Origin of the sequence: Paenibacillus motobuensis, assembly GCF_039521865.1 — a bacterium.
GTDB classification, from domain to species: Bacteria; Bacillota; Bacilli; order Paenibacillales; family Paenibacillaceae; genus Fontibacillus; species Fontibacillus motobuensis.
Window position 1 is genome coordinate 29,653 of sequence record NZ_BAAACX010000007.1, and the last position, 24,794, is coordinate 54,446.

The 24,794-nt window shown below is 48.2% G+C and carries 20 protein-coding genes and 1 tRNA gene; 16 read left to right on the top strand and 5 right to left on the bottom strand.

Going from position 1 to position 24,794, the window contains the following annotated elements; translation table 11 throughout:
• Positions 1-47: 47 nt before the first annotated feature.
• From ABD014_RS05370 to ABD014_RS05380, 3 genes are all read left to right on the top strand, one after another.
• On the top strand, positions 48-2,258 hold the full coding sequence (locus tag ABD014_RS05370; RefSeq protein WP_343858425.1) for an alpha-L-rhamnosidase-related protein: 2,211 nt from the start codon (positions 48-50) through the stop codon (positions 2,256-2,258).
• 44 nt (positions 2,259-2,302) lie between these two features.
• Positions 2,303-2,965, top strand: coding sequence for a beta-phosphoglucomutase (gene pgmB / locus ABD014_RS05375; RefSeq protein ID WP_343858428.1), 663 nt, complete (start codon positions 2,303-2,305; stop codon positions 2,963-2,965).
• A gap of 323 nt (positions 2,966-3,288) precedes the next feature.
• Positions 3,289-4,086 carry a Nif3-like dinuclear metal center hexameric protein gene (locus ABD014_RS05380; RefSeq protein WP_343858431.1) on the top strand — a complete coding sequence of 266 codons (798 nt, stop codon included), beginning with the start codon at positions 3,289-3,291 and terminating at the stop codon, positions 4,084-4,086.
• 84 nt (positions 4,087-4,170) lie between these two features.
• On the opposite strand, the gene ABD014_RS05385 is transcribed toward ABD014_RS05380, so the two are convergent.
• From ABD014_RS05385 to ABD014_RS05395, 3 genes are all read right to left on the bottom strand, one after another.
• A complete protein-coding gene (locus ABD014_RS05385) occupies positions 4,171-5,994 on the bottom strand; it encodes an ABC transporter substrate-binding protein (RefSeq protein ID WP_343858434.1) in 1,824 nt (607 codons plus the stop codon).
• A gap of 136 nt (positions 5,995-6,130) precedes the next feature.
• A complete protein-coding gene (locus ABD014_RS05390; protein ID WP_343858437.1) occupies positions 6,131-7,615 on the bottom strand; it encodes an ABC transporter permease in 1,485 nt (494 codons plus the stop codon).
• Between the two features lie 13 nt (positions 7,616-7,628).
• A complete protein-coding gene (locus tag ABD014_RS05395) occupies positions 7,629-9,005 on the bottom strand; it encodes an ABC transporter permease (RefSeq protein ID WP_343859683.1) in 1,377 nt (458 codons plus the stop codon).
• Positions 9,006-9,215: 210 nt separating this feature from the next.
• On the opposite strand from ABD014_RS05395, the gene ABD014_RS05400 reads away from it, so the two are divergent.
• The 10 genes from ABD014_RS05400 to yajC all read left to right on the top strand — a co-directional run bounded on the left by ABD014_RS05400 (position 9,216) and on the right by yajC (position 19,591).
• Complete coding sequence (locus ABD014_RS05400; RefSeq protein ID WP_343858441.1) at positions 9,216-10,955, top strand: ABC transporter ATP-binding protein; 1,740 nt, start codon at positions 9,216-9,218, stop codon at positions 10,953-10,955.
• Positions 10,956-11,048: 93 nt separating this feature from the next.
• Positions 11,049-11,122 (top strand) — tRNA-Pro (locus ABD014_RS05405).
• Between the two features lie 137 nt (positions 11,123-11,259).
• Positions 11,260-11,952 carry a BofC C-terminal domain-containing protein gene (locus tag ABD014_RS05410; RefSeq protein WP_343858443.1) on the top strand — a complete coding sequence of 231 codons (693 nt, stop codon included), beginning with the start codon at positions 11,260-11,262 and terminating at the stop codon, positions 11,950-11,952.
• A 548-nt stretch (positions 11,953-12,500) separates the two neighbouring features.
• Entirely contained in the window at positions 12,501-13,004 is a 504-nt protein-coding gene (gene ruvC, locus ABD014_RS05415) for a crossover junction endodeoxyribonuclease RuvC (RefSeq protein WP_127004907.1), read from the top strand.
• A complete protein-coding gene (ruvA, locus tag ABD014_RS05420; RefSeq protein ID WP_127002104.1) occupies positions 13,001-13,624 on the top strand; it encodes a Holliday junction branch migration protein RuvA in 624 nt (207 codons plus the stop codon). The genes ruvC and ruvA overlap by 4 nt, the downstream gene beginning before the upstream one ends.
• A gap of 33 nt (positions 13,625-13,657) precedes the next feature.
• Positions 13,658-14,665, top strand: coding sequence for a Holliday junction branch migration DNA helicase RuvB (gene ruvB / locus ABD014_RS05425; RefSeq protein WP_343858451.1), 1,008 nt, complete (start codon positions 13,658-13,660; stop codon positions 14,663-14,665).
• 281 nt (positions 14,666-14,946) lie between these two features.
• A complete protein-coding gene (locus ABD014_RS05430; protein ID WP_343858454.1) occupies positions 14,947-17,052 on the top strand; it encodes a SpoIID/LytB domain-containing protein in 2,106 nt (701 codons plus the stop codon).
• A 7-nt stretch (positions 17,053-17,059) separates the two neighbouring features.
• Positions 17,060-18,088, top strand: coding sequence for a tRNA preQ1(34) S-adenosylmethionine ribosyltransferase-isomerase QueA (gene queA / locus ABD014_RS05435; protein WP_343858456.1), 1,029 nt, complete (start codon positions 17,060-17,062; stop codon positions 18,086-18,088).
• Positions 18,089-18,110: 22 nt separating this feature from the next.
• Positions 18,111-19,250 (top strand): tRNA guanosine(34) transglycosylase Tgt, encoded by a 1,140-nt coding sequence (gene tgt / locus ABD014_RS05440; protein ID WP_127002098.1) that lies wholly within the window; start codon positions 18,111-18,113, stop codon positions 19,248-19,250.
• A 35-nt stretch (positions 19,251-19,285) separates the two neighbouring features.
• Positions 19,286-19,591 (top strand): preprotein translocase subunit YajC, encoded by a 306-nt coding sequence (gene yajC / locus ABD014_RS05445; RefSeq protein WP_343858462.1) that lies wholly within the window; start codon positions 19,286-19,288, stop codon positions 19,589-19,591.
• A 60-nt stretch (positions 19,592-19,651) separates the two neighbouring features.
• On the opposite strand, the gene ABD014_RS05450 is transcribed toward yajC, so the two are convergent.
• Complete coding sequence (locus tag ABD014_RS05450) at positions 19,652-20,044, bottom strand: TIGR04086 family membrane protein (RefSeq protein WP_343858465.1); 393 nt, start codon at positions 20,042-20,044, stop codon at positions 19,652-19,654.
• Positions 20,045-20,344: 300 nt separating this feature from the next.
• Positions 20,345-21,922 (bottom strand): stage V sporulation protein B, encoded by a 1,578-nt coding sequence (gene spoVB / locus ABD014_RS05455; protein WP_343858468.1) that lies wholly within the window; start codon positions 21,920-21,922, stop codon positions 20,345-20,347.
• 252 nt (positions 21,923-22,174) lie between these two features.
• Here spoVB and ABD014_RS05460 point away from each other — a divergent pair, with 252 nt between their 5' ends.
• From ABD014_RS05460 to secF, 3 genes are all read left to right on the top strand, one after another.
• Positions 22,175-22,432: a post-transcriptional regulator gene (locus ABD014_RS05460; RefSeq protein WP_343858471.1), complete on the top strand. Its 258-nt coding sequence runs from the start codon at positions 22,175-22,177 to the stop codon at positions 22,430-22,432.
• 157 nt (positions 22,433-22,589) lie between these two features.
• A complete protein-coding gene (gene secD, locus ABD014_RS05465; RefSeq protein WP_343858474.1) occupies positions 22,590-23,843 on the top strand; it encodes a protein translocase subunit SecD in 1,254 nt (417 codons plus the stop codon).
• Complete coding sequence (gene secF / locus ABD014_RS05470; protein WP_343858477.1) at positions 23,824-24,735, top strand: protein translocase subunit SecF; 912 nt, start codon at positions 23,824-23,826, stop codon at positions 24,733-24,735. Before secD ends, secF begins: the two co-directional genes overlap by 20 nt.
• The last annotated feature ends 59 nt before the right edge of the window (positions 24,736-24,794 follow it).

A 24,794-nucleotide genomic window follows, 5' to 3' on the forward strand; every position in this document is an offset into this window, starting at 1 on the left:
AAAAGAGGACTTTTTGAATTACCTCTTATTAGATGGAGGAGATGAAAGTGAAGGTAGCTGGCATTAACACCAAACATCCATTCAATTTATATTATAACGGCGGAGAATACGTCAAAATCTGTGGCACACAAGACGGGTACTTTCCGGATTTCGGCCATCATGTGGCTAATGAAATGGGCGGGATCTGGCTGCATCCGATTAAACTACTCGACGGCTTCTGGCTGAAGCTCACCGATACCAAACGGAATATTTCCGTCTGGTCCCGGGCTGATGGATTTACAAGCGAGCCGTGGGGCAGTCGGTTCCAATACGATCATGGCCTTAGTTATATTCCTATAGCCATGGAGCGTACACAGTTTGCGCCTGAACAAGTTAAAGGTATGACGGCGGGATATGAGCTTCATCATTATGGAGAAGGGGAACTTCATCTGAAGGTAGAACTGTTCACGCGCACTGATCTGCGGGCGGTTTGGTACTCAGATGAGGTCGGTGTCCGTAAGGGGGCTGGAGATCAAGCTACCGTGTTGAATCCGCGTGAAGTGCTTGTTCGCGACCCTGAGAATGACTGGTTCGTGCAAGTTGGCACGGATTTGCCGGGGGATCAATTGGAGGTTGGAACCGAGCTGTATGGTCCGGAATTCACTGCCGGAGCGGGCTGCGGGATTGCCTTCCGAACCGAGCTGACGATCCCGGCTGGCGAGAGCCGCCGCTTCAATCTGTTCGTTGCTGGTTCGTATGTGTCCGCAGAAGAATGTGCGGATTCATACCGTCAGCTTGCTGCGAATCATCAAGAGCTGCTCGTTGAGAAGCAAGCGGTATACAATGCCGTGGCGGATCGGGCCAAGCTTACGATCGAGGGGGAAGCGGACTGGAACGATGTCTTCACCTGGGCAAAATGGAATAACCAATGGCTGATCCAGAAGGTAGATGGGACCGGGCGTGCTCTGACTGCTGGCGGACCGACATATCCTTGGTGGTTCGGCTGTGACAATACCTATTCCTTGCAAGGTGTGCTAGCGATTGGCGATCCGCAGCTTGCCAAAGACACACTGAATTTGCTGCTGCAGAAATCCGAAGAGGTTAACGGCAATGGGCGCTTCATCCATGAAGTGACGACACTTGGGGCTGTATCCAACCCGGGCAATACGCAGGAGACAGCGCACTATATCGCCTTTGTCTGGGATTTATTCCGCTGGACTGGGGATGAAGAACTGCTGCGCCGTCATTATGCTTATTGTGTGAAAGGCATCGATTGGCTGCTGGAGGAGATGGACCCGGATCATGATCTATTCCCTTCCGGTTACGGCATTATTGAAATCGCTGGCCTGAATATGGAGCTCATCGACAGCGCTGTCTATACGGCAAAAGCTCTGCAATCTATGGCTGAAATGAGCGCATATTTGCAGGACGCTGCGGCGGAGAGCAAGTACAGTGAGCTAGCAACGCGCTGCATAGATTCGATCAATCGCTCATTCTGGCAAGAGGATGAAGGCTTGTATGCCGATGCAGTCGCACCGGTTAGCGATGTAGCACCGAAGATTGATTACCTTGTCTCGCTTGCCGAAGGGCAGGGTGTGACCGGCTATCGCGAGTATATAGAAGGTCTACTAGCTAAAGCTACCAATAGAGGAACTGCTGATTCGGCGGATCACGGCTGGCTGCTGAATAAGAACTGGGTGATTGTAACCCCGATGGAAGCGGGAATTGCAGAGCCTGATAAGGCGCATAGAGCGCTGGATAATATGCGTAACGATACATTTATCGGTAAATACGGTACGTATTTGTCCGGAACATTCCAGCAAGGTACAATGACGATCTCTACCGGTGTACATGCGGTAGCTGAGGCAGCTAACGGAAATGCCGATGCCGCGCTTGATCTCTTGAACCGGATGCGCCGCAGCTTCTCACGCGTCCTTCCAGGTTCCTTCTCTGAGATGTCGCCGGATTATGGCTGTGTTGTGCAGGCTTGGACAATCTATGCACTGGCCGTACCGTTTATACGGCATTTCTTCGGCGTAGAACCGTTCGCTGCCCGTCAGGAATTGAAATTGCGGCCACAGATGCCTTCAGCTTGGAGTGGTAAAGCATGCACCCTGGAGCGCCTGATTATCGTCGATGCTGAATTTGACCTGTCTCTGACAGAACAAGATGGGGTCCTAACTGGACAAATCCGCAATGATGCCGGTTGGACTGTCACTGTAGAATGGAATGGACAGACGATCTCGAGTACAGAGAAACTCATTGAACTTAATATGTAAATACCTTAAGGTTATAAATAAACAAGAGGGGTTGGAGTGAGAGTATGAAGCTGGAAGCAGTTATTTTCGATCTTGACGGTGTCATTACCGACACTGCGGAATACCATTATGTAGCTTGGAAGCAGCTGGGCGAATCGATCGGAATTCCGTTCGATCGTGACTTTAACGAGACGCTGAAGGGGATTAGCCGCGGCGAATCGCTGGAGCGAATCTTGCGACTAGGCGGCAAGGAGAACGATTATACGGAGGAAGAGAAGGCGGAGCTGGCCAGGCAGAAGAATGAACATTATGTCTCATTGCTGGTTAATCTGACTCCAGCGGACACTTATCCAGGTATCGTATCATTGCTGACTGAGCTGAATGCCCAAGGCATTCCGGCTGTCATCGCTTCGGCTAGCAAGAATGCTCCGCAAATATTGCGTTCGCTGGAGATCGACAACTTGTTCCGCTATGTCGTTCATCCGGATTCCGTGAAGCGCGGCAAACCAGCGCCAGATCTGTTCCTCCGCGGCGCCGAAGAGGTTGGAGCAAACCCGGAATATTGCGTTGGTATCGAGGACGCAACAGCCGGAGTTGAAGCCATCAAAGCAGCAGGAATGAAGGCGGTCGGTATCGGTGAAGTAGAAGCATTGAAGGCAGCTGGCGCCGATATCGTGCTTCCGAACACATCAGGATTGAATGTGGACCTGTTAAACTCTTTATTGTAAAAGCAGAAGACAGAATGAATCTGAATAACCATCAAGCTGTGAAGTCAGCCTGATTACAGTGGCTGAGGAGGCCTAGAGCATCAGACAGCTCAGTGTTAAGTACAACTGAGCTGTCCTGCTGCTTCGTTATCCTCGGCCTTTTGATGTTCTTAAGGCGGTGTTAGATGTTAACTAAACGGATAGCTGGGCAGGGCTTGATTTGGATAAACTTCCGATAGAAGTGGCTATGGTGATTTGTCTCCGAGCATGATAGGTTGTAGAGAACGATACAATGATAAGGTTCAACATATACAGATAAGACGAAGCAGGGGGTATCGATTCCATTGAGTATAAGCATACGAGAGATATTGGAGCTGTTGACAGACTCTGGCGGAAGCTCGCCGGAGAATGGTGTCGACGGTCTCGAGTATGGGAACCCGGATGCAGCGGTGAAGGGAATTGCCACAGCTTTTATTGCCAGCCAGCATGTTATTGAAAAGGCGAAGTCCCTCGGAGTCAATTTGCTGATCACCCATGAAGGTTTATATTATAGTCATTTTCAACCGGGGGAACAGATCGCAGGAACAGACGTAGTACGTGAGAAGAAAAGAATGATCGGGCAGAGCGGAGTTGCAATCTATCGCAATCATGATGGAATACATCGCTCCCAGCCCGATGGAATAACCTACGGCTTGGTACGAGAATTGGGCTGGTTAGATGAACTGGAGGGATATAGTTCATTTGCCGCAATTATCAGATTGCCGGGGATGACGGTTGCTGAAATAGCTGCTCATGTTAAGAGCAAGCTCGGCTTGGGACAAGTGCGTGTCGTCGGAGATCGCACGATGTCGTGCGAGAGAATTGGAGTTCTGGTCGGCTATAGAGGCGGGGGGAATCCAGCGATTCCTCTATTTGAGCAGGAAAATCTCGATTTAATCCTATATGGCGAGGGGCCAGAATGGGAAACACCGGAATATGTTAAGGATTCTCTCTCTCAGAACAAACCAAGGGCACTCGTGATCCTAGGACATGCGGCGAGTGAGTCGCCGGGGATGAAATATTTAGCTGAATCGCTCCAGACGAAGCTACCTGATATACCTGTTCATTTTATTCCCGAGGAACCGTTATTTGAAATTTTATAATTAAAATAAGGAACCCTTAAATCTACCATGATGGCATGGCGGATTCGAGGGTTCTTTTGATGTGAATGATGAAATATTTAATGCTTATTTTGCCGCATTGTATTTATCAAGGTATTCCTTCACCTTAGCCGGATCAGCCGTCAGTTCATTGCCGGTCTTGACGATCGGACTTACGGTCGAGACCGCTTTGATCTTCTTGTTGTTATAGAATTGCAGGAACTCATCCTGATTGATCGAGTAGAGCACGGCTTTTCTAAGATCATCGCTCTTGGCTACATCACGATTGCTCGTATTGAACAGCAGATAGGATACGCCGTTGCTCTCAATGCTTTGCAGCTTCAGCTTGCTATCGCTCTCAATCGTATCATATTTCGTCTCCGGTATACCGTAGAAGAGTTGGATCTCACCGCTGCGCAGCGCGGACAAGGCGCTATCGGTATCAGCGATAAAGCGGACTTTTACAGTTGAGATTTTAGGTTCGGATTCTGTACCTTTCCGATAGCCAGGGTTCTTGTAGAAGATGCCTTCATAGTCATTTTTGTAAGACAAAATATAGGGTCCGCTGGCATACAAAGTATTGTTGTATTTGCTTCCTTCTGTAACGGTGTTCTGATCCCCGTAAGGAATATCCTTATTAACATCGAACTTGGCAACATCATAAGTATTGATGCTCTCTACTTGCTTCTTGGAGACGATCCCGGCAGACTGGTGGGCCAAGTAATTCAGCACTTGCGGGAAAGGCTCAGTCGTTGTCAGCTTCACAACTTGATATTTACCTGCTTTGTTGTCTGCTTGGTTCTTGTCAGCTACAAGTTCTTTAATCTTCGTATCGAGTCCAGCTTCCAGCGCTTCCTTAATTGTACCGCTGCCCGAAGATTGCTTCACATTGTCCAGAGCGGCCAGGTCAGTAACGGTCTCAACGGTTTTAATATGCTCATGCAGGCTGTATGTCCGGTGATCTGGTACCGAATTTTTATCCTTGGCCCGGTCGAGGGAGAAGATGACGTCATCCGCACCTACGCGCTCACCAGTGTCGACAGCCTTTTTGTTATCGATCTTGGCAAAGTTAATATCGTCTCTAAGGATGAAGTAATATTCCGTATTGCCTTCTGCAATGCTGTGATTATAGGATAGAGAGCCGTCAGACGTAATTTTGTCATCATCCGTCAGATTGATCAGGCGTACATACATATTTGTGTTAAGCTGGTTAATCGATCCGTCATTGCCTTTGATCGGGTCCAGGGATGTCAGGACTGAAGCAGATTGCGTCAGAATAAGCGGCTCCTTGTCCCGTTTGGATGTATCGTTGAAATCAATGGTTTCCCAAGCCAGGGAACGGGATTTGGAGAGTCGGACAGTATCCGGGTTCAGCACATCCTTGTTCACTGCCTGGCTCTTCAGGGAAATATAGAGCGGAGCAATATAAGCTTTGTCAAATACGAGATGCTGTTCCAATTGCTTGTAGGTCTCTGTGTATTGATCCGGCGTCTGGGCAGCTGCTTCATCGATCAGCTTGTCCAGTTCAGGATCAGAGATAATGCTGTAGTCGCCGCCGGTCTTGAACAGCGATCTAACTGCATAATCGGGATTCCCGGTAACGGTTGTCCAGCTGGACAGGGCGATATCGAAGTTACCCGCATCCTCCTGTGCCTTGAAGCTGCCGTAGTCTGGTTGAATGTTCAGCTTCACATTGAAGCCATTCTTCGTTAATTGGTCGCGAATAATATTAATATCTGATTCATTTGAACTCATACTAAGCACTTCAATATCCACCGGGGTATTGTTCTGGACAGGTGTTGTTCCAGAGTTATCTGGATTACTTGCTACATCCGTCTTGGTTTTTACGGAGCAACCGCTCGCCACAAGCACAAACGTAAGCAGTAGTGCAAGCAAAGAAGATTTTTTCATGAATAGTTCCCTCCTGAATTGTTGTTATATATATTGATTCATTCTCATACGGCAAATGAGAGGCGAGTCTCCGCATAGCTGATGAAAATGAAGGCAATCGCAAATTAAAAACTACATGTTAGGTAAAGATATGAAGCTAGCCTAATTTAGGATCCAGTGCATCGCGAAGCCCGTCTCCAAGAAAGTTAAAAGAGAGAACGAGAGCGATGATGGCCAGCCCGGGATAAATAGCCAAGTAAGAATTTGTCTCCAAGTAAGTGCTGCCCAGCTTCAGAATATTTCCCCATTCCGGGATATGCGGCTCTACGCCGAGGCCAAGGAAGCTAAGACTGCTTGTAGAGATCACCGCTGCGCCGATCGTTAAGGTCGCCTTAACAATCATGGGTGCGAGCGAGTTCGGAACGATATGCTTGAAGATGATTGCGGCATCTTTGGATCCGAAAGCTCGGGCAGCATCTACATATTCGAAGGTAGAGACCAACAGTACGTTGGCCCGCATCGTCCTGGCGTAAGTAGGAATGGAGCCAATGCTTAGCGCCAGGATCAGGTTAATGGTGTTGGCGCCGAAGGCGGCTATAATCGCAATCGCTAGAAGAACCCCGGGAATCGCATATAGAATATCAAGCAGTCGCATGATGATATTGTCGGTGCGCCGCCCATAATAGCCGGATACCGCTCCAAGGATACCGCCGATAACGAGAGGAATCGCTGTAGAGATCAGTCCAACAATGAGGGAAGTACGTGCGCCGAATATGATACGCGAGAATAGACATCTGCCGAAATTGTCCGTACCAAGCGGATAAGCAAGACTCGGATGCTGCAATATAGCGCTGTAGTTATTCTCGGTTGCCATCGCGTAATCGAAGGTGAATAGGCTACAGATCGATATCGAGAACAGGAAAATGATAAAGAAGAAGCCGATCATCGCCGCCGTATTTCTCGTAATTTTCTCCCAGATATCCTCCCACTTTGCGGAGGCGGGATTACCTTGGCTGCGGATCTTTAGCAGCAGATTGATGCCGAGCAGTAGAGCAAATAGATTGCCGGTAGCGGTGGTCAGGATTAGCAGATAAGCAACGCCTGACATCCGCGAGGCAATGGGTTGGTGACCACGTATATATTTCGCCACAAGCAGCAATGCGATGAGATGAAATATACTCACGATCACTAGAATGAACATCGCTGGCAGGAATGTATCTGATACATATGGCTTGAACAGATTGAGCGCCGATACCGCAATGACAAAGATACCTGTAAGTAATGTATACACAGCCAGGGCATATTCCGGGGTCCTCTGCTTCTTCACGAGATAAAAAGCTGAAGTGACCGTGAATAGATTCCCTGTTACAATACTAGCCATTTGTACATAGCCGAGTGTACGCGTGAAGCTTCTAATCTCTCCGTATAGGAGAATATCTCTCCTGATCAGCAGGGTAATGACCGTCTGTATGATAGTGAACAGCCCATACGCAACAAAAGCGGCAAAGACATATGGCTTAACGGTCTGTGCTGAGAAATTGTAGCTGTTCAATAGCAGCAGTACGGATAAGGCAAGGGAGCCCACCAGAGCGAAGATTGCTTTGCTGTATTCCTCGGAAGTTTTCAAGTTCGTCTTGATCATATTTACACCTGCTTTAATATTGTTTCATTCTGGTTCGGATTCTTGGATCGAAAAAGGCATACAGAATATCGATAATAACGTTGATCAGTGATATCGTAATTGCGGTATAGACAACCCCGCCCATAATGCTCGGGATATCAGGGATAAATTGCTTATCTACGATATAACTGCCGATCCCGCTAATATTAAATACCTTCTCGGTGACTGCCGATCCGCCCAGCATCCCGCCAAATTGCAAGCCGATGACGGTAATAATCGGGATCATCGCATTGCGGACCGCATGTCTCCAGAGCACTTGACGCTTGCTCAGCCCTTTGGCCTTGGCTGTAATAATGTAATCTTCATTGATGACCTCCAGGGTGGAAGAACGGGTCATTCTGGCAACGGAGGCAGTAAGCCCGGTTCCCAGCACGATCGTCGGCATGATGATCGACAGCCAGTTCTGCGGATTATACGTGGCCGGCAGCCAGTGCAGCTTGATCGAGAAATTCAATATGAAGATGAGTCCCTGCCAAAAGCTTGGAATGGACAAGCCGATCAGGGCAATAAACATAAACGTATAATCCCAGAAGGAATTGCGCTTCATCGCGGATATAATCCCCACGGGAATGGCGATGATCATGGACATTAGCAGGGAGATCATCGTCAGCGTAAAGGTAATTGGAAACTTCCTGGCGATTGTCGCGGTCACCTGCTCATTGCCGGCGAACGATTTCCCCAGATCGAAGGTGGCGATCCCCTTGATGTTGTTCCATAGCTGGGATAGATAGGACTGGTCAAGTCCATAGATTCTATTAAAGTTAGCGATCTGATCCTCCGTAGCCGTCTCTCCGAGAATATTCGCTGCCGGATTCATCGGTGACAAATGCAGAATCGTAAAGACGAGCACCGATACGCCCATAATGACGAGCAGACTCATAAGCAATCTCTCAAACACATATTTCACATAAGGGCTGCTATAGAGAAAGATCAGCAGATACATAAGAATCCCAGGAATGAATGAGAGGAGCAGAAAGGCACGGTTCTGAATACACGAGGCAAAAGTCTCGGCATAGCTTAATCTCTGTTGTCCGTTAAGCAGCAGCTTGCGATTCGTGCTCTCGGTCAGCTCCTCCTGAAATCTGGCCTTGGCTATTTTATGGGCCTCGCGTTCCGTCTGCTCTGTGCTTATGTTCTGTTTGAAGAATTGTTGTTTACTTAGCAGCTGATCTCGCGTCTCTTCTATTAGTTGCTCCATATAACCGGATTCAAGTAATTCGTGATGCGTCTCTTCAAGTAGGGTGTGATAGACGTCATTCTTTCGGCATGATAAGTGAAATAGTAGAACAGTGAGATTTACAGGCGCTCCCAGGATCAGTAAAAAATATTTATAGGAAGGATTCCGCAGCATTTTGGCATAGGTGTTACTTATGTAATGGGTAAAATGCGATTCTCTAGTTCGTTCTTTGGTCACTCTAGAAACTTCCACAACAGTTCCCCTCCTGATGTATCAATTTGCATTATTCCGATGGATATAGTATATATTATGGTAGGTTGTTTTTTATGTCAACACTCGAAATGATAGATTTAACGAAATACATACTAGACAGGTGTGATTAATGTGGAAACTATATTACAAGTGAAGGGTTTAACGGTTTCCTTTCAGACACGTGAACAAGAAGTTGAAGCGGTCCGCGGGGTAAGCTTCGAGGTTAGAAAGGGAGAGACCCTGGGGATTGTAGGGGAATCCGGCAGCGGGAAGAGCGTAACGGCTCGTTCGATTATGCGTTTACTGCCTTCGCCGCCTTCATATATGAAAGCAGGAGAGATTACTTTTCTGGGCAAAAATCTGGCCGATTATTCGGAGAAAGAGATGGAGAGCATTCGCGGCCGTGATATCGGCATGATCTTCCAAGACCCAATGACTTCCTTAAATCCGACCATCAAAATCGGAAAACAGATCTCAGAGAGTCTGATTAAGCATCAGCAACTATCGAAGAAGGAAGCGAAGCAGCAGGCTCTAGAGATGCTTAAGCTGGTAGGGATCCGCAATAGTGAAGTCAGGTATAATCAATATCCGCATGAATTCTCCGGCGGGATGCGTCAGCGGGTTATGATCGCCATTGCCCTGGCATGCCGTCCTGCTCTGCTGATTGCCGATGAACCGACAACGGCACTTGATGTGACGATTCAGGCCCAAATTTTGAGTCTTATGAAGAATATTCAAGAGAAATTCGGTACCTCGATCATTTTAATTACACATGACCTTGGGGTAGTCGCCGGGATGTGCGATCGTGTCGTCGTTATGAAGGAAGGATCAATTGTAGAGAGCGGCACGACCGAGGAAATCTTCGAGAAGCCATCTCACCCGTATACATTGAAGCTGTTAAATGCGTTGCCAAGACTGGACGAGAAGAAGAAGGCGAAGCCATCGCCTCTTATCATGACGAACTCGGATAGTGCAAGTCCGCTGCTTGAGGTTAGATCGCTGAGACAGCATTTTGATTTGGGTAAAGGCAATATATTGAAGGCCGTCGATGATATCAGCTTCCATATCCGTGAAGGAGAGACGCTGGGACTTGTCGGTGAGTCAGGCAGCGGCAAATCGACGACCGGCCGGGCAATTCTTCGCCTTCATCAGCCGACAGGGGGAGAGGTATTATATCAGGGAATGGCGGTGAACCGTCTAACTTCAGCAGAGATGAAGACGATGCGTCGCTACATGCAGATGATCTTCCAGGACCCATATGCCTCCCTGAATCCTCGCTTCAAGGTGCTTGATATTATCGGAGAAGCGCTCGATGTCCATCGTCTTGTCGACAGCAAGGAGGAACGGAAGAAGCGAGTTGAGGAACTGCTTGATATGGTAGGACTGGATCCATCCTTCGCCATGCGGTATCCTCACGAGTTCTCGGGGGGTCAGAGACAGAGGATTGGAATAGCTCGCGCGCTTGCGGTTGAACCGAAGTTCATCGTCTGCGATGAGCCGCTCTCTGCGCTTGATGTATCGATCCAGTCACAGGTCGTCAAGCTGTTGGAAGAGCTGCAGCAGCAGCTTGGACTAACCTATCTGTTCATTGCGCATGATCTCTCTATGGTGAAGCATATCAGTGATCGAGTAGCTGTAATGTATATGGGCAAGATCGTGGAACTCGCCGAGAGCGAGGAACTCTATGCCAATCCCCAGCATGAATATACCAAGTCGTTATTCAAAGCGATACCGGTGCCTGATCCGAAGATAGAAGCGAAGAAGACGAGATCGGCCCTCCATGATTATTCTGAGGCGGACAAGTATCAACTCGAGCATTCCAGATTAGTAGAGGTCTCTCAAGGACATTGGGTGGCTATGACAGGGGCATAATGAGTGATTATTCCCCTTTCTCTATTTAAATCTATTTATTCTTGATATACCAAGCTAGATGTGCTATTATCTTCTTTGTCAGGTTTTTTACTTCGGGACGTAGCTCAGCTTGGTAGAGCACCTGGTTTGGGACCAGGGGGTCGCATGTTCAAATCGTGTCGTCCCGATCATGAACAGTCATTTGCGAATGGCTGTTTTTTTGTGTTCACAGAAGAGTGTACAGAGTGGTAACGCCGTATATTTCCTGATTCTATCGGTCACAATATTAGTGCATGTTCAAAAAGGTCGATAGAAGGGGATCATCGTGAATATATTCCGTACAAAAAAGCAATGGAGAAGACGTTGGAAAAGATGGAGACGTGCGATTTGGACCTTTAGTGCTTGCGCCGTGGTTACGGCAATGGCATGGATGGGATTGCAGTTGTCCGGTCAGCTTGAGAAGCTGATGACCGGTGAGCCGCTTGCGCTTGAGACGCTAGGCAAGCTGCGCAGCTATGCCGAGGATCATGCTGGACCGCCATCCGCTGATTGGGTGAAGGGACTTCAGGATCGGAAGCGAGCTCGTATCGTCCATTTAAATAAAATATATACCTGTGGCGAGGAACGCTCTGTACTCGGCATTATGGATGCGAAGGAAATCGAAGTGTTGGCCAAGGAGCATCCGGAATGGACAGGACGGGTAGATTCGCTCGGCGAAGTCTGGCTGGAGGAGCATATCGTGGGACTATCCGAGGAATGTCAGCGATCAGGGTATATGGGCATCGATAAAGATGGAAATTTGAGCTTATTTGAAGGACCGCCCAAGGAAGAGAAGGTACTGCGTACTTTTTTTCAATTGGATGTAGAGACGATGGAGAGTGTGCTGCCTGAAGATGTAGTGAGACAATTGCAGCAAGGAATCCGCGTGCAGGATGTCGATGAATATAACAGTGTGCTATCAACCTTCAGTGATTTTGCGGTGGAAGTATCGCAGGAAGCACTGAAACAGCATAAATAAGAACAAGGCCAGACCGGGAGCTATTCCATAAGTAGTGATATCTACTTGGGATAGCTCCTTTTGTTATTCCCTCAAACTTTTTCCGCAAGGGTAGAAATCTTTTGTTATAATGAAGTGAATACATATGTTCGCTTATCGGACATGCGTTCTTCCCGGCTTGGGGAAGCGGAATTTGGAAGGTTACTGGAAGAATTCTTGATATAAAGGCTTGAAAATTCGAGTTCAAAGGTCCAGTTTTCAGCACGAAGAAGGTTGGATGAAGCTAGGGCCAGAGGAGCGGAGCGTACGTAGTTTGTACGTGACCTTAGATGTTTCCGTAGGGAACATGACTTCGTAAGCATTTGCTTAGGCCCGCTGAATTCAAGATTCGATGTCGAATTCACTTCCTTGAGTTACTTCGTGTTAGATATAGAATTTATAAGTTATCAGCGTAGCTGATGAAATTTCTATATCGTAAGAAAACCAACCTTTGTGACGCGGTCGCTCATCATTGAATGGCCTCGTTAGAGGTTTTCTTATCAAAAGTGGATATTAGGGAGAGATTGTATTTGCGAATATTGGGGATAGACCCGGGAATTGCGATTGTCGGGTTCGGATTTATCGATAAGGAGGGCAGCAAATGTACACCGGTTCAGTATGGGTGCATTGAGACTAAGGCCCATACGCCGGAGGAAGATAGGCTGCTCTATGTATATGAAGGCATGGTTCAGTTAATCGAGAAATATAAACCTGATGCGGTTGCACTTGAGAAGCTGTTCTTCAACCGCAACGTAACGACGGCGATGACGGTCGCACAGGCGAGGGGCGTACTTGTGCTTGCTGCGGTCCAGAAGGGACTGCCAGTTGCCGAATATACGCCGATGCAGGTCAAGCAGGCCATCGTCGGATACGGGAAGGCGGAGAAGCGCCAGGTGCAGGAGATGACCCGGATGTTCCTGAAACTGAAGGCGATTCCGAAGCCTGATGATGTGGCCGACGCATTGGCGATTGCTATTTGCCACGCGCATTCATACACTTTAAATTCCAAGTTAAATGAGGTATTGAGGTCATGATCGATTTTTTGCGAGGCCAGGTTGCTTATGTAGAGACGGAATATATTGTGCTTGACGTACAGGGCGTGGGATACCGTGTGTTCTGTCCGAACCCGTACGTATTCCCAGCCAAAGGGCAGGATGCGATTACGGTGTACATTCACCATCATGTCAGGGAGGATGCCCAGCTGCTGTTCGGATTTCCGACTCGGGAGGAGCAGCGGCTGTTCCGCAAGCTGATCGAGGTATCGGGAATCGGTCCGCGCGTAGCGCTTGGTATTCTTAGCGGCGGCAATCCGGATGGAGTGATTGCTGCGATTCATAACGAGAACATCGCTTTCTTGACCAAGCTACCGGGAATCGGTAAGAAGACGGCACAGCGGATGATTCTGGATCTCAAGGATAAGCTTGAAGGTCTGGGAGGGGCGACTCTGTTCAATCCAATCTCGGCGGATGTGTCTGAGCTGGATGATGTCAATGTCACACCAGGCTGGCCGGAGGCTAGAGAAGCTCTGAAGGCGCTGGGCTATACAGATGCGGAGCTTGACCGGGTCTGGGCGAAATTGAAAGATCAATTGAAGCCGGATGAAGAGGTTGATTCGTTAATGAAGAAAGCCCTCAAGCTGCTGTACGCAGGTTAACAGGCGACAGGATAGAAGGAGAGTGGGAGAGCGATGGAGGATCGAATCATTTCCGCGAATTTAATGATGGAGGATCAAGTGGAGGAGCTGAGCCTTCGGCCCCGCTACTTGTCTGAATATATTGGACAGAATCAGATCAAGGAGAACCTGAAGATTTATATTGAAGCGGCGAAAATGCGCAAAGAGGCGTTGGATCATGTGCTGCTGTATGGCCCGCCAGGACTCGGGAAGACGACACTAGCTAACATTGTTGCCAATGAGCTTGGCGTAAATCTGCGTACGACCTCAGGGCCTGCGATTGAGCGGCCTGGAGATTTGGCGGCTTTGCTGACCAATCTACAAGAGGGCGATGTCCTGTTCATTGACGAGATTCATCGTCTGCATCGGACTGTCGAAGAGGTCCTATATCCGGCGATGGAGGACTCGGCGCTGGATATTATGATCGGTAAGGGACCAAGCGCACGTTCTGTACGACTCGACTTGCCACCTTTTACATTAGTAGGGGCTACAACCCGGGCTGGACTGTTGTCTGCTCCGCTCAGGGATCGGTTCGGCATCGTCAGTCGACTCGAGTTCTATACGATGGAAGAACTGAGCTATATCGTATCCCGTGGTGCGGATATTTTCGGTATACAGATTGTTGGCGATGCGGCTGATGAAATTGCTCTACGTTCGCGCGGGACGCCAAGAATTGCCAATCGCCTGCTGAAGCGAGTGCGCGACTATGCCCAGGTTCGCGGTGATGGAATGATTACGGAGGCAGTTGCCGGAGAAGCGCTGCAGATGCTGCAGGTGGATCCGAAGGGGCTGGATATGATCGACCATAAAATGCTCAATGCGATGATCACCGGCTTCCGGGGCGGCCCCGTTGGACTGGATACGATCGCAGCAACAATCGGCGAAGAGAGCCAGACGATCGAGGATGTCTATGAGCCTTATCTGCTGCAAATCGGTTATTTACAGCGGACACCGCGCGGCAGAATTGTAACGGCTGCTGCTTACAATCACTTGGGAATCCCTTATCCAGAAGATAGGGGCTAAAGCCCGGCTCCCCTCCCTTGAGGGCCGAATACAAATAATAAGTGCTTATTTGCACCTAAAAGTAGCCTTTGTACCCTAAACAGGGAAGATAACTGCATTTTATACAACTATTTGGATCGATTTTCTGACGATCGAGGCTTTAGTCAGGAAATAGTTGCACCTGTGCAGCTATTTCTTCATTTCATGCAGGCTTTTAGGATATAAGTGTATATTTGCAACTTTGCGTATGAAGCAATTATTGACATTACAATAAAAAGACAACATGAAGGAGGAGCGAACAAGTGAAGGAGAAGAAGACAACGTTCAAGCTGCTAAAGTGGGGAAAGGGGATATTAGCAGGAGTTTTGCTGGCAGGGGCTCTACAGCTTCCTGTATCTGCGCCCGTATCTGCTGATGATTGGTCGGGGGATCGCGTACGCGTTGCGATGTTCCTTGATCTTGGCAGTACCTATAAATTAACAGTGCCGGCAGTGACCTTGAAACCAGGATCCGCGATGGATTTGGTGCTTCAGACTTCCTTTGGCGGCAATAACTCATTGCTTACACTGGATTCCGGCCAAACTGTACGTTTCAGCGCAGGAAGCAATAGAATTAAAGCGGCGGAGAGCTCCGATTGGAAATCGATTGCCGCAGCTGTTAAAAAGCTACAGGGTACGGCAGACCGTCCTGTGGCTTATGCTGTAGAACAGTCGGGGGGCACAGTCTATCAAATTTATACTGGGCCTTATGCGAGTGCGGCAGAAGCTAAGAAAGCGGTAAGCCGAGTATCCGGCAGTCTGTCTGGGGTTATTAGCGGACAAGCCCCTTCTGTCAAAGGGGGCTATTATTATTCAGCAGGGGTCCTTGGCAGCAAGTCAGAAGCAGAAGCTCTAAGAAAATCTGTGTCTGCTGCCGGTGTGGATGCCTATCTCGTCTTGATTGGACAGCAGCAATATACAGTATGGGCTGGTGGAGCAGCAAGCGAGTCTGAACTATCAGCGGTGCGAGGTTCATTGCCGCAGGCTTCCTGGTCACAGGTTGACGATTCCGAGCCAGGAGTGATCGTGCAACAGGACGTAACGCTTAATCTCAATTCGCCGTCCCCGGTGGATCATTACGAGCTGAGAGGGACGGATAGCAAGCTGATTGTTAATGGAGATGATATGATTGCAACCCAGGTCGTCGAAAGATCGGGGCGCAATTATCGAGGGAGTTTTGAGATTAGCCAGCTTAACGGTCAACTCGCCCTTGTCAATGAACTTCCGCTCGAGAAATATTTGTATTCGGTAGTTTCCGGGGAAGTTCCGGCATCCTGGCCACAGGAATCCTTGAAGGCACAAGCCGTTGCTGCGCGCAGCTATGCCCTCTATTCAGCCTCGACGAATCGGTTCAAGGTCGCCGGGCTCATCGATACGACTCTGAGTCAAGTATATAACGGTGTGGATAACGAGAAAGACAGCATCATCGAAGCAGTTGATAGCACCGCGGGTGAAGTTATCAAGTCTAATGGTAAAATTGTCGAGGCCATATTCTCATCCAACAGCGGCGGTGTGTCGGCTGATTCTTCCGAGGTGTGGAGCAGTGTGAATCCGACGTTCTCAAGCGTGAACAGCGAATGGGACAAGGCGGCACAGGCTGCGCTGAAGTCGTGGTACTATGTTCTGCTGCCTAACGGTAAGACGGGATACGTACGTGAGGATAATACAAAATTGACTGGCGGGACTACAGACGCTGGCTTGAAGAAGCTGAGTGTAACGACTAGCTCCGTAGCGGTCCGGCCTCTACCACAGATTCAATCCGACGTTGATCCTGTGGCTAAGCTGAACCTTGGCGATGAAGCTATCGTGCTCGATAAAGTCGATGAATCTAGCACCTATGCATGGATTCGCGGTCCATTTACATCGGATCAATTAGTGAAGTCTCTAAGCGGCAAGACCTCTACGCCGGCTCCGTCGTCGATCTATAATATGGAGGTTACACAGAGAGGACCTTCGGGTCGGGTCACGCAGATCAAAGCGAACGGGCAGATTCTCGATGTGAAGTACCCGGATGCCTTCCGTTCCGCATTAGGTGGCTTGCCAAGCACCCTGTTTGATATTAAGGCAACGGGAAGGTATACTGTACTGGGTGCTTCAGGAGCGACTACTAGCGGTACAGCAGCTTCCGGCACACCTGTTCTAACGGCTTCCGGTCAGAAAACCTGGAGCGGCGGCAATATGGTCGTTATGGATGGAGACGGGGTTGCTCGTGTGGTTGACCAATCCAATCAGTTCCTCTTTGTAGGACGCGGCAACGGGCATGGCCTTGGACTATCCCAGTGGGGAGCTAAGGGAATGGCGGATGCCGGGTATGAATACCAAGAGATTTTGCAACACTACTACCAAAATGTAACTATCGTTAAGGAATGAACAAGATATGGATATAAATATGTACGACTTTGAGCTTCCGGAAGAGCTGATCGCTCAGACCCCTTTGGCGGATCGGAGCGCTTCGCGCTTGCTAACGCTGGATAAGCGCAGTGGAAGCGTCAGGCATCATCATTTCTCGGAGATTATCCAGTATTTACAGCCCGGGGATACTCTTGTACTGAATGATACAAGAGTGCTTCCGGCTCGTCTCTTCGGTGTCAAAGAAGATACAGGAGCTAAGGCGGAAGTACTGCTGCTCAAGAATTTGGGAAATGACAGCTGGGAAGCATTAGTGAAACCTGGCAAGAAGCTGAAGACTGGATCGGTCATCGTCTTCAGTGATGAGCTCAAGGCGGTTATTGAATCGGAAGGAGAGATGGGTGGCAGAGTGCTGCGCTTCTCTTACCAAGGAATATTCAATGAAATTCTCGACCGGTTGGGACAGATGCCGCTGCCTCCTTATATCAAGGAAAGATTAGACGATCAAGAGCGTTATCAGACGGTCTATTCCAAGCACGAAGGGTCTGCGGCGGCGCCAACGGCGGGATTGCATTTCACGGAGGAACTGCTGGAGCAGATACGCAATAAAGGGGTAGACATCGCTTTTGTTACGCTGCATGTCGGGCTCGGCACTTTTCGTCCGGTATCCGTTGACCGCATAGAGGATCACGTGATGCATGAGGAATATTATGTCCTGCCACAGGAGACGGCTGATTTGCTGAATGCTACAAAGCAGCGGGGCGGAAGAGTTGTCGCTGTAGGTACGACATCAGCTCGGACGTTGGAGACTGTAGCACAGGAGTGCGGCGATGGTCCAATCGTGAAGAGTAGTGGCTGGACGGGGATTTTCATTTATCCCGGGTATAAGTACAAGCTGGTCGATGCTTTGATTACTAACTTCCATTTACCGAAATCTACGCTGGTGATGTTAGTTAGTGCATTAGCTGGGCGAGAGAATATATTAAATGCTTATCAGGAAGCGATTGAGCAGAAATACCGTTTCTTCAGCTTTGGCGATGCGATGTTTATTTATTAGGTCTACGGAATGAGGGAAGAACGTGACAGCTGCAATTACTTATGAACATATCAAAACTTGTAAACAATCCGGAGCAAGGCTCGGGATCGTGCATACTCCGCACGGAAGCTTCGAGACTCCGATCTTCATGCCGGTAGGCACCTTGGCTACGGTCAAGACAATGAGTCCGGAAGAACTGAAGGAGATGGAAGCGAAGATTATTCTCAGCAACACCTACCATTTGTTCCTGCGTCCGGGTCATGAGATTGTCCGCGAAGCTGGCGGACTTCATAAATTCATGAACTGGGATCGGGCGATTCTAACCGATAGCGGCGGATTTCAAGTATTCTCTCTAAGCGAGATGCGGAAGATTTCTGAGGAGGGCGTTCATTTCCGCTCCCATCTGAATGGTGACAAGCTGTTCTTATCGCCTGAAGTTGCTATGGAAATTCAGAACGCCCTTGGCTCGGATATTATGATGGCATTTGATGAATGCGCCCCTTATCCTGCAGATTATGACTATGTGAAGAAGTCGATGGAACGGACGACGAGATGGGCAGAGCGTTGCCTGAAGAGCCATGCTCGGCCACACGATCAAGGGCTGTTCGCGATCGTACAGGGGGGCATGTATGAAGACCTGCGCAAGCAGAGCGCGCGGGATTTGACTTCGCTCGATTTCCCGGGGTATGCTATTGGTGGACTGAGTGTAGGCGAGCCTAAGCATCTCATGTATGAGGTTCTGGATTACACGGTTCCACTCTTGCCAGCAGACAAGCCTCGGTACCTGATGGGTGTTGGGTCTCCGGATGCATTGATCGAGGGAGCAATACGTGGTGTCGATATGTTCGACTGTGTACTGCCGACTCGGATTGCCCGCAACGGAACAACAATGACGAGCCAGGGAAGACTGGTTGTTCGCAATGCCCAGTATGCCAGAGATTTTGGACCATTGGATCCTGAGTGTGACTGCTATACATGCCGGAACTATTCCAGGGCATATCTACGTCACTTAATTAAGAGTGATGAGACATTTGGATTGCGGTTAACTACATATCACAATCTGCATTTTCTGCTTAATCTGATGAAGAAAGTGCGGCAGGCGATTATGGACGATAGACTGCTGGATTTCAGGGATGAGTTCTTCGAACAGTATGGTCTGTTTGGCAATGACAAAGGATTTTAAATTAATCAGGAGATAAATGGAAGGAGGATAAGAACATGTTTCAAATTGCAGAAGGTGCAGCAGCGCCATCGACATCTGGCCAATTGCTATCCTTTATTGTGCCTTTGATTATTATGTTTGCGGTATTTTATTTCTTGCTTATTCGTCCGCAAAAGAAAAAACAAAATACACGCAATAACATGCTGAATGCTTTGCAAAAGGGCGATAAGATTGTAACAATCGGCGGTTTGCATGGTACGATCTTGGAGTTGACAGACGACACCGTTGTACTTCGCGTCAATGATGTAACCAAGCTTACATTCGAGCGTAGTGCGATTAGTCACCAAGTTAAAGACTCGTAAGGTTAATCCTTGAGTGAATAACAAAAAGAGCCTGAATTCAGGCTCTTTTTGTTGTATCCGCTAACGTTTATTCAAATTGACTCCAAATACACCTCCGATCGCGCCGATAATCAGTGCTGGCAGCAGTAAGAGCCATGTAGCAAATTGAACCGAGCTGTCGAGGGCTAGGAAACTGATTACAAAGACGAGAATTCCATAGATGAGACCTGTGATGCAGCCTTGGTACATCCCTTTCATCTGAGCGCGCTTGCCGGAGACTAGTCCTCCGAATAGGATAGCTATGGAATGAACGATGTAAGTATACAAGCTAAGCTCCTGCTCCTCTAGCATATTGGACTGTAGAAGCAACGAGAGTACGAGAGCGCCGATCATCATCCAGAGAAAAGCGTACCACAACCCGGATATGGTCGGATGGGAAATGCGGATTGAAACGATGCGGCGGATGAAATTCATGACGCGGTCCTCCATTCCTATTAATAATGCATGTTCATCTACTTAGTCCCGGCTGAATTCAAGATTCGACGTCGGGATACCTCTCGATTCACTTCGTGCTTGATATAGAATTTTTTGTTATCAGCGGGGACTGATGAAATTCTATATCACAAGAAAACCTACCTTTGAATTGCGGTCGCTCATCCTTGAATACCCTCGATTGGATTTTTTATCGAACCGCGGACTTTTTGAACAACCTCTAATGATATTATTTTATGGTCAAGTAGGGGAGGTTATGACAAGTCCGAAGTTGTCAGTTGTTCAGTTCTTGATCCATCTCCGTAAAATCGGAATTCGGCTAATATCATGCCAATCTATCAGTTTCAAGCCTGCGGACAGGACTAAGTAGATCACTACGGCGATCAGCGAGGTAATAATGAAGCGAAGCCCCGTACTTGAGATAGTAAGTAATTCGTTATAGAGATAGGCTGCGGCCCCGCTCATGATAATCATCAGACAAGCGACTTTTAAAATATCAAGCAAGGGAAATCGGAAGCGAAGGGCGCGTGAGATACTGAAGCCATGCAATATAGTAACGACAACAATGTTGATAATGATCGCGAAAATAGCTCCGTAAATGCCCATGCTAGGGTTCGAGGCGAGATAATAGATCAGAACTAGCTTGACGGTAGCCCCGATTAAAGTATTGATCAATGCCCGCCCAGGTTTGTCTAGCGCTTGTAGTGTGGCTTGCAGCGGGGCTTGCACATAGGAGAATAGGGCGATCGGAGCCATAACTTTCAGCATTCCTGCGATGCTCCCGTTGTCGTATAGAAGCTGGCAGAGCGGTTCGGCCAAGACATACATGATCGCTGCAAAGGGTGCGCCGGTCACTAGCGCCAGCCTGATCGATTGATGAAGTCTTAGATGAATCGTTCGCATATCCCCTTTGGCTTGCGCTTCCGCCAGAGAAGGAACAAGTGATACGGCAAGCGAAGAGGTTAATGCGCCCGGCAGCAGCAGGAGCGGGATGATCATCCCCTGTAATGCGCCATATTGAGAGGTAGCGATGGCTGTGGCGACTCCGGCTATGGCGAGGCTTCGTGCTGTTATAATGGACTCTAGGAGGTAGGACATCGAACCGACTAAGCGACCACCAGTTACTGGAATAGCCACTTTGAGGATCTGCCAGATCTGTGAGAAGAAGGAGTCCTTGTCCTGTTGCTCTATGACGACAGGGACCGTTGTAGCATTGGATGGTTTCTTCCGGCGTATACGGCTGTATTGCCATAGCAAGACTACGAGGCCGACAATCTCCCCAAATACGACCCCAAGCATCGCTCCAGCTGCAGCATACTCGATTCCCCAAGGAAGGAACAGGTAGGAGAATAAGAGGACACAGACAATTCTTGCCATGGTCTCTGTGACCGATGAGACGGCGGAGGGGACCATGTTCTGCTTCCCTTGGAAATACCCGCGATAGACGGAAGACACAGCGACAATGACGATCATTGGGCTCATCGCGATAAAGGTGTGATAGACCCGTGGATCCGTGAGAATATAGCGGCTGGCCCAAGGGGCCCCGAAGAGGCAGATGAACGTAAATAGAAATCCGACTGCCGTCGCGTAGACCAGGCTTGTCCGTAAAATAGTAGCAGAGCGCTGTGAATTCCCCGCTGACTCTGCCTCGGCTACCAGCTTGGCAATGGCCAGCGGAATGCCGCCCGCTATGAGTGTAACAATTACCAAGAAAAAGGGATAGCCGAGTTGATACAAGCCAACGCCTTCTGTACCGATGATCCTGGGAAGCATAATGCGCGGAATGAAGCCGAGAATACGATTAACAACACTTGCCAAGAGCAGGATCATCGTGCCCTGGATAAAGGTTTGTTTATTCAATGTGATTCCCTCTCTCCCCTAAATGAGCCTCTACGAATATCAATGTTAATTAACCATATGCTGGTCCTGTCCCAATTCATGACTCGTCTTTAAGAGGAAGTTCAAAAAGTCCGCTTTTGATCACGAAGTAACACTGAGAGCTTATTCGACATCGAATCTTGAATTCAGCCTAAATCGATAATTCTATCAAGCAGGAATCGGAAAAATGAAGTAGAATGTTATTTAGATGGGGATGAGGAAGGAGGCACCAGGATGGCTGAAGAGGATTACACGAGGAAGGAACTGTTTGAGACGATCGAGAATTTGTGCCGCAGCAAAGTGGAAGAATTCCGAATGATCGGTTATGAGCATGTGACTGAAGAGGAAATATGGAGCTGTGTCAGCCAGAAGTATCAGAAGGATGGCTTTCCGCCATTGCATCAATTGGTAAATGATATCCTTTCTTTGAAGATAACCCATTTTATGAACTATTTGACGATTTCAGCTTTTCGTGGATCCCATCTAGATTAAGGGGTCTTTTTTGTGCTCTATCACTATAAAATGATCTTTTTGAACACAGGTATAAGAGTCGGTCGTAATAAAAATGACAACTTTCGTTAAATTGACGGTCGATTCCTGCCTAGCTATAATAGGAATATTGAGAATTGAAAGGGGATCGAAGTACGGGATGAAAAGAATAGTGGCATTCATAACCGTCGTGGTTGTCTTAACAGCCCTGATGGGTTGGACAACCCCTGGTTTACTGAAAAGCATGCGTCTCGGCCTGGACTTGAAGGGCGGATTCGAGATTTTGTACGAGGCTTCGCCTTTGGAGGCTGGGGCTAAAGTAACGAAAGAATCGCTCGTCAAAACAGCGCAAAGCTTGGAAAAGCGTGCAAACAAGCTCGGTACGAGTGAGCCGGAAGTTACTACAGAAGGCACGAACCGGATTCGTGTGAAATTGGCCGGTGTGACCGACGAAGCAGAAGTACGCAAAATGATGAAAGAACCGGCGGAACTGACTTTCCGTAGTAAAGACGGAACCGAGAAGAACCCGGATGAGTACAACAAGATCGAAATGATCGGTACTGACTTTGCTGAGAACGGCGCTGCGCTTCAATTCGATAATATGAATAAGCCGCAGGTAAGCATCAAGGTGAAAAGTAAAGATAAATTTGCTGAAATAACGAAACGTTTGCTCGGTCAACCACTTGCTATTTATATGAATGATGAATTGATCTCCGCGCCAGTTGTACAAGCCGTTCTTACCGATGGAACAGCGTCAATCAGCGTTGGGGGCAGTATGGATGAAGCAAAAGAGCTTCGCGATGTTATCAACCTCGGCGCCTTGCCTTTGAAGCTTCATGAGAAATACTCGCAGAGCCTTGGAGCAACCCTTGGTCAGCAATCGCTGAAGTCTACGATTGAAGCAGGTTTGATTGGCTCCGTGTTTATTTTAGTGTTCATGGTCGGAATGTACCGGGCACCTGGACTTATTGCTAGCTTTGCATTGATTTTACACACTTGGCTCTTGATTGCGGTGTTCGCGTGGGCCAACTTCACGTTGACTCTGCCGGGGATTGCTGCGATCATTCTCGGGATCGGGATGGCCGTCGATGCCAATATCATTACCAACGAACGGATAAGAGAAGAGCTAAGGAGCGGCAAGAGCGTGATGTCGTCCGTAAAAGCAGGAGGCAAGCATTCACTCCGTACGGTTTTGGACTCCAACATTACGACGATTATTGTAGCTGTCGTGATGTATATTTACGGAACTGGATCAGTTAAAGGGTTTGCCCTTGTGCTCATCGTGGAAATCGTGCTTAGTATCGCAACGAATGTTTACTTCGTCCGGTTCCTCCTTAACTTGCTGCTCAAGGCTGGTAAGCTGATGAAACCGAAATACTTCGGGGTTAAGGAGAGTGAGATTCGTGCACTTTGATAAGAGCATTAAAAGACTGGATTATGTCCATCTAAGTAAATATTTCTTCGCCATATCGATTGCTTTAATCGTACTTGGCGTAGCGTCTCTATCCTTTTTTGGATTGAATTATAGTGTAGACTTTCAATCTGGCTCCAACGTAGACGTGACGGTCTCAAAGTCGGTTTCAAAGGGCGAGATTGAATCTATTGTCAAGGATCTCAACATTGCAGAAGGGACAACCATCAATGTTGGGGAGGAGCGGATAAGCATCCGCTTCACTAAGGTGCTCAATGAAGATCAGGACGTAGCGTTGAAGAAAGAAATAAGCAAGCTTGATGAGAACGCAGCTTTTGAGGTTAATACCGTAGATACGGAAATGGCCAAGGAGTTGGCGCAAAATGCGATTAAAGCGGTTCTTATTGCGTGCCTAGGGATTATTGTATATGTAAGTATCCGTTTTGAATGGCGTTTTGCGATAGCAGCTGTTATTTCCTTGTTGCATGATGCCATTCTGGTTATAGCGATCTTCTCCATTTTCAAGCTCAAGGTCGATCTTACGTTTATCGTTGCCGTACTTACGATTATCGGCTATTCTATCAACGATACGATCGTTATCTTTGACCGGATTCGCGAAAATATGCGGTTCGCCAAGCTGAAGACTAGAGATGATCTCAAGGAACTCGTCGATCACAGTATCGCTCAGACGATTATGCGTTCGATATATACGGTCTTGACCGTATTCATCGCAGCATTCTTCCTGTTCTTGCTCGGCGGGGAATCAATTAAGATGTTCTCACTTGCTATGACGATCGGTCTTGTGCTCGGGGCTTATTCGACCATCTTTATCGCCAGCCCGCTGTGGTTTGTGCTTAAAGTAAGAGAAAAGAAAAAACCGGCTAAGGCGGCTTAAGCGATTATATAGGGAGAAGTATTGTTGCTGGGCATGAAGAGCCGCGTCGATTACGACGC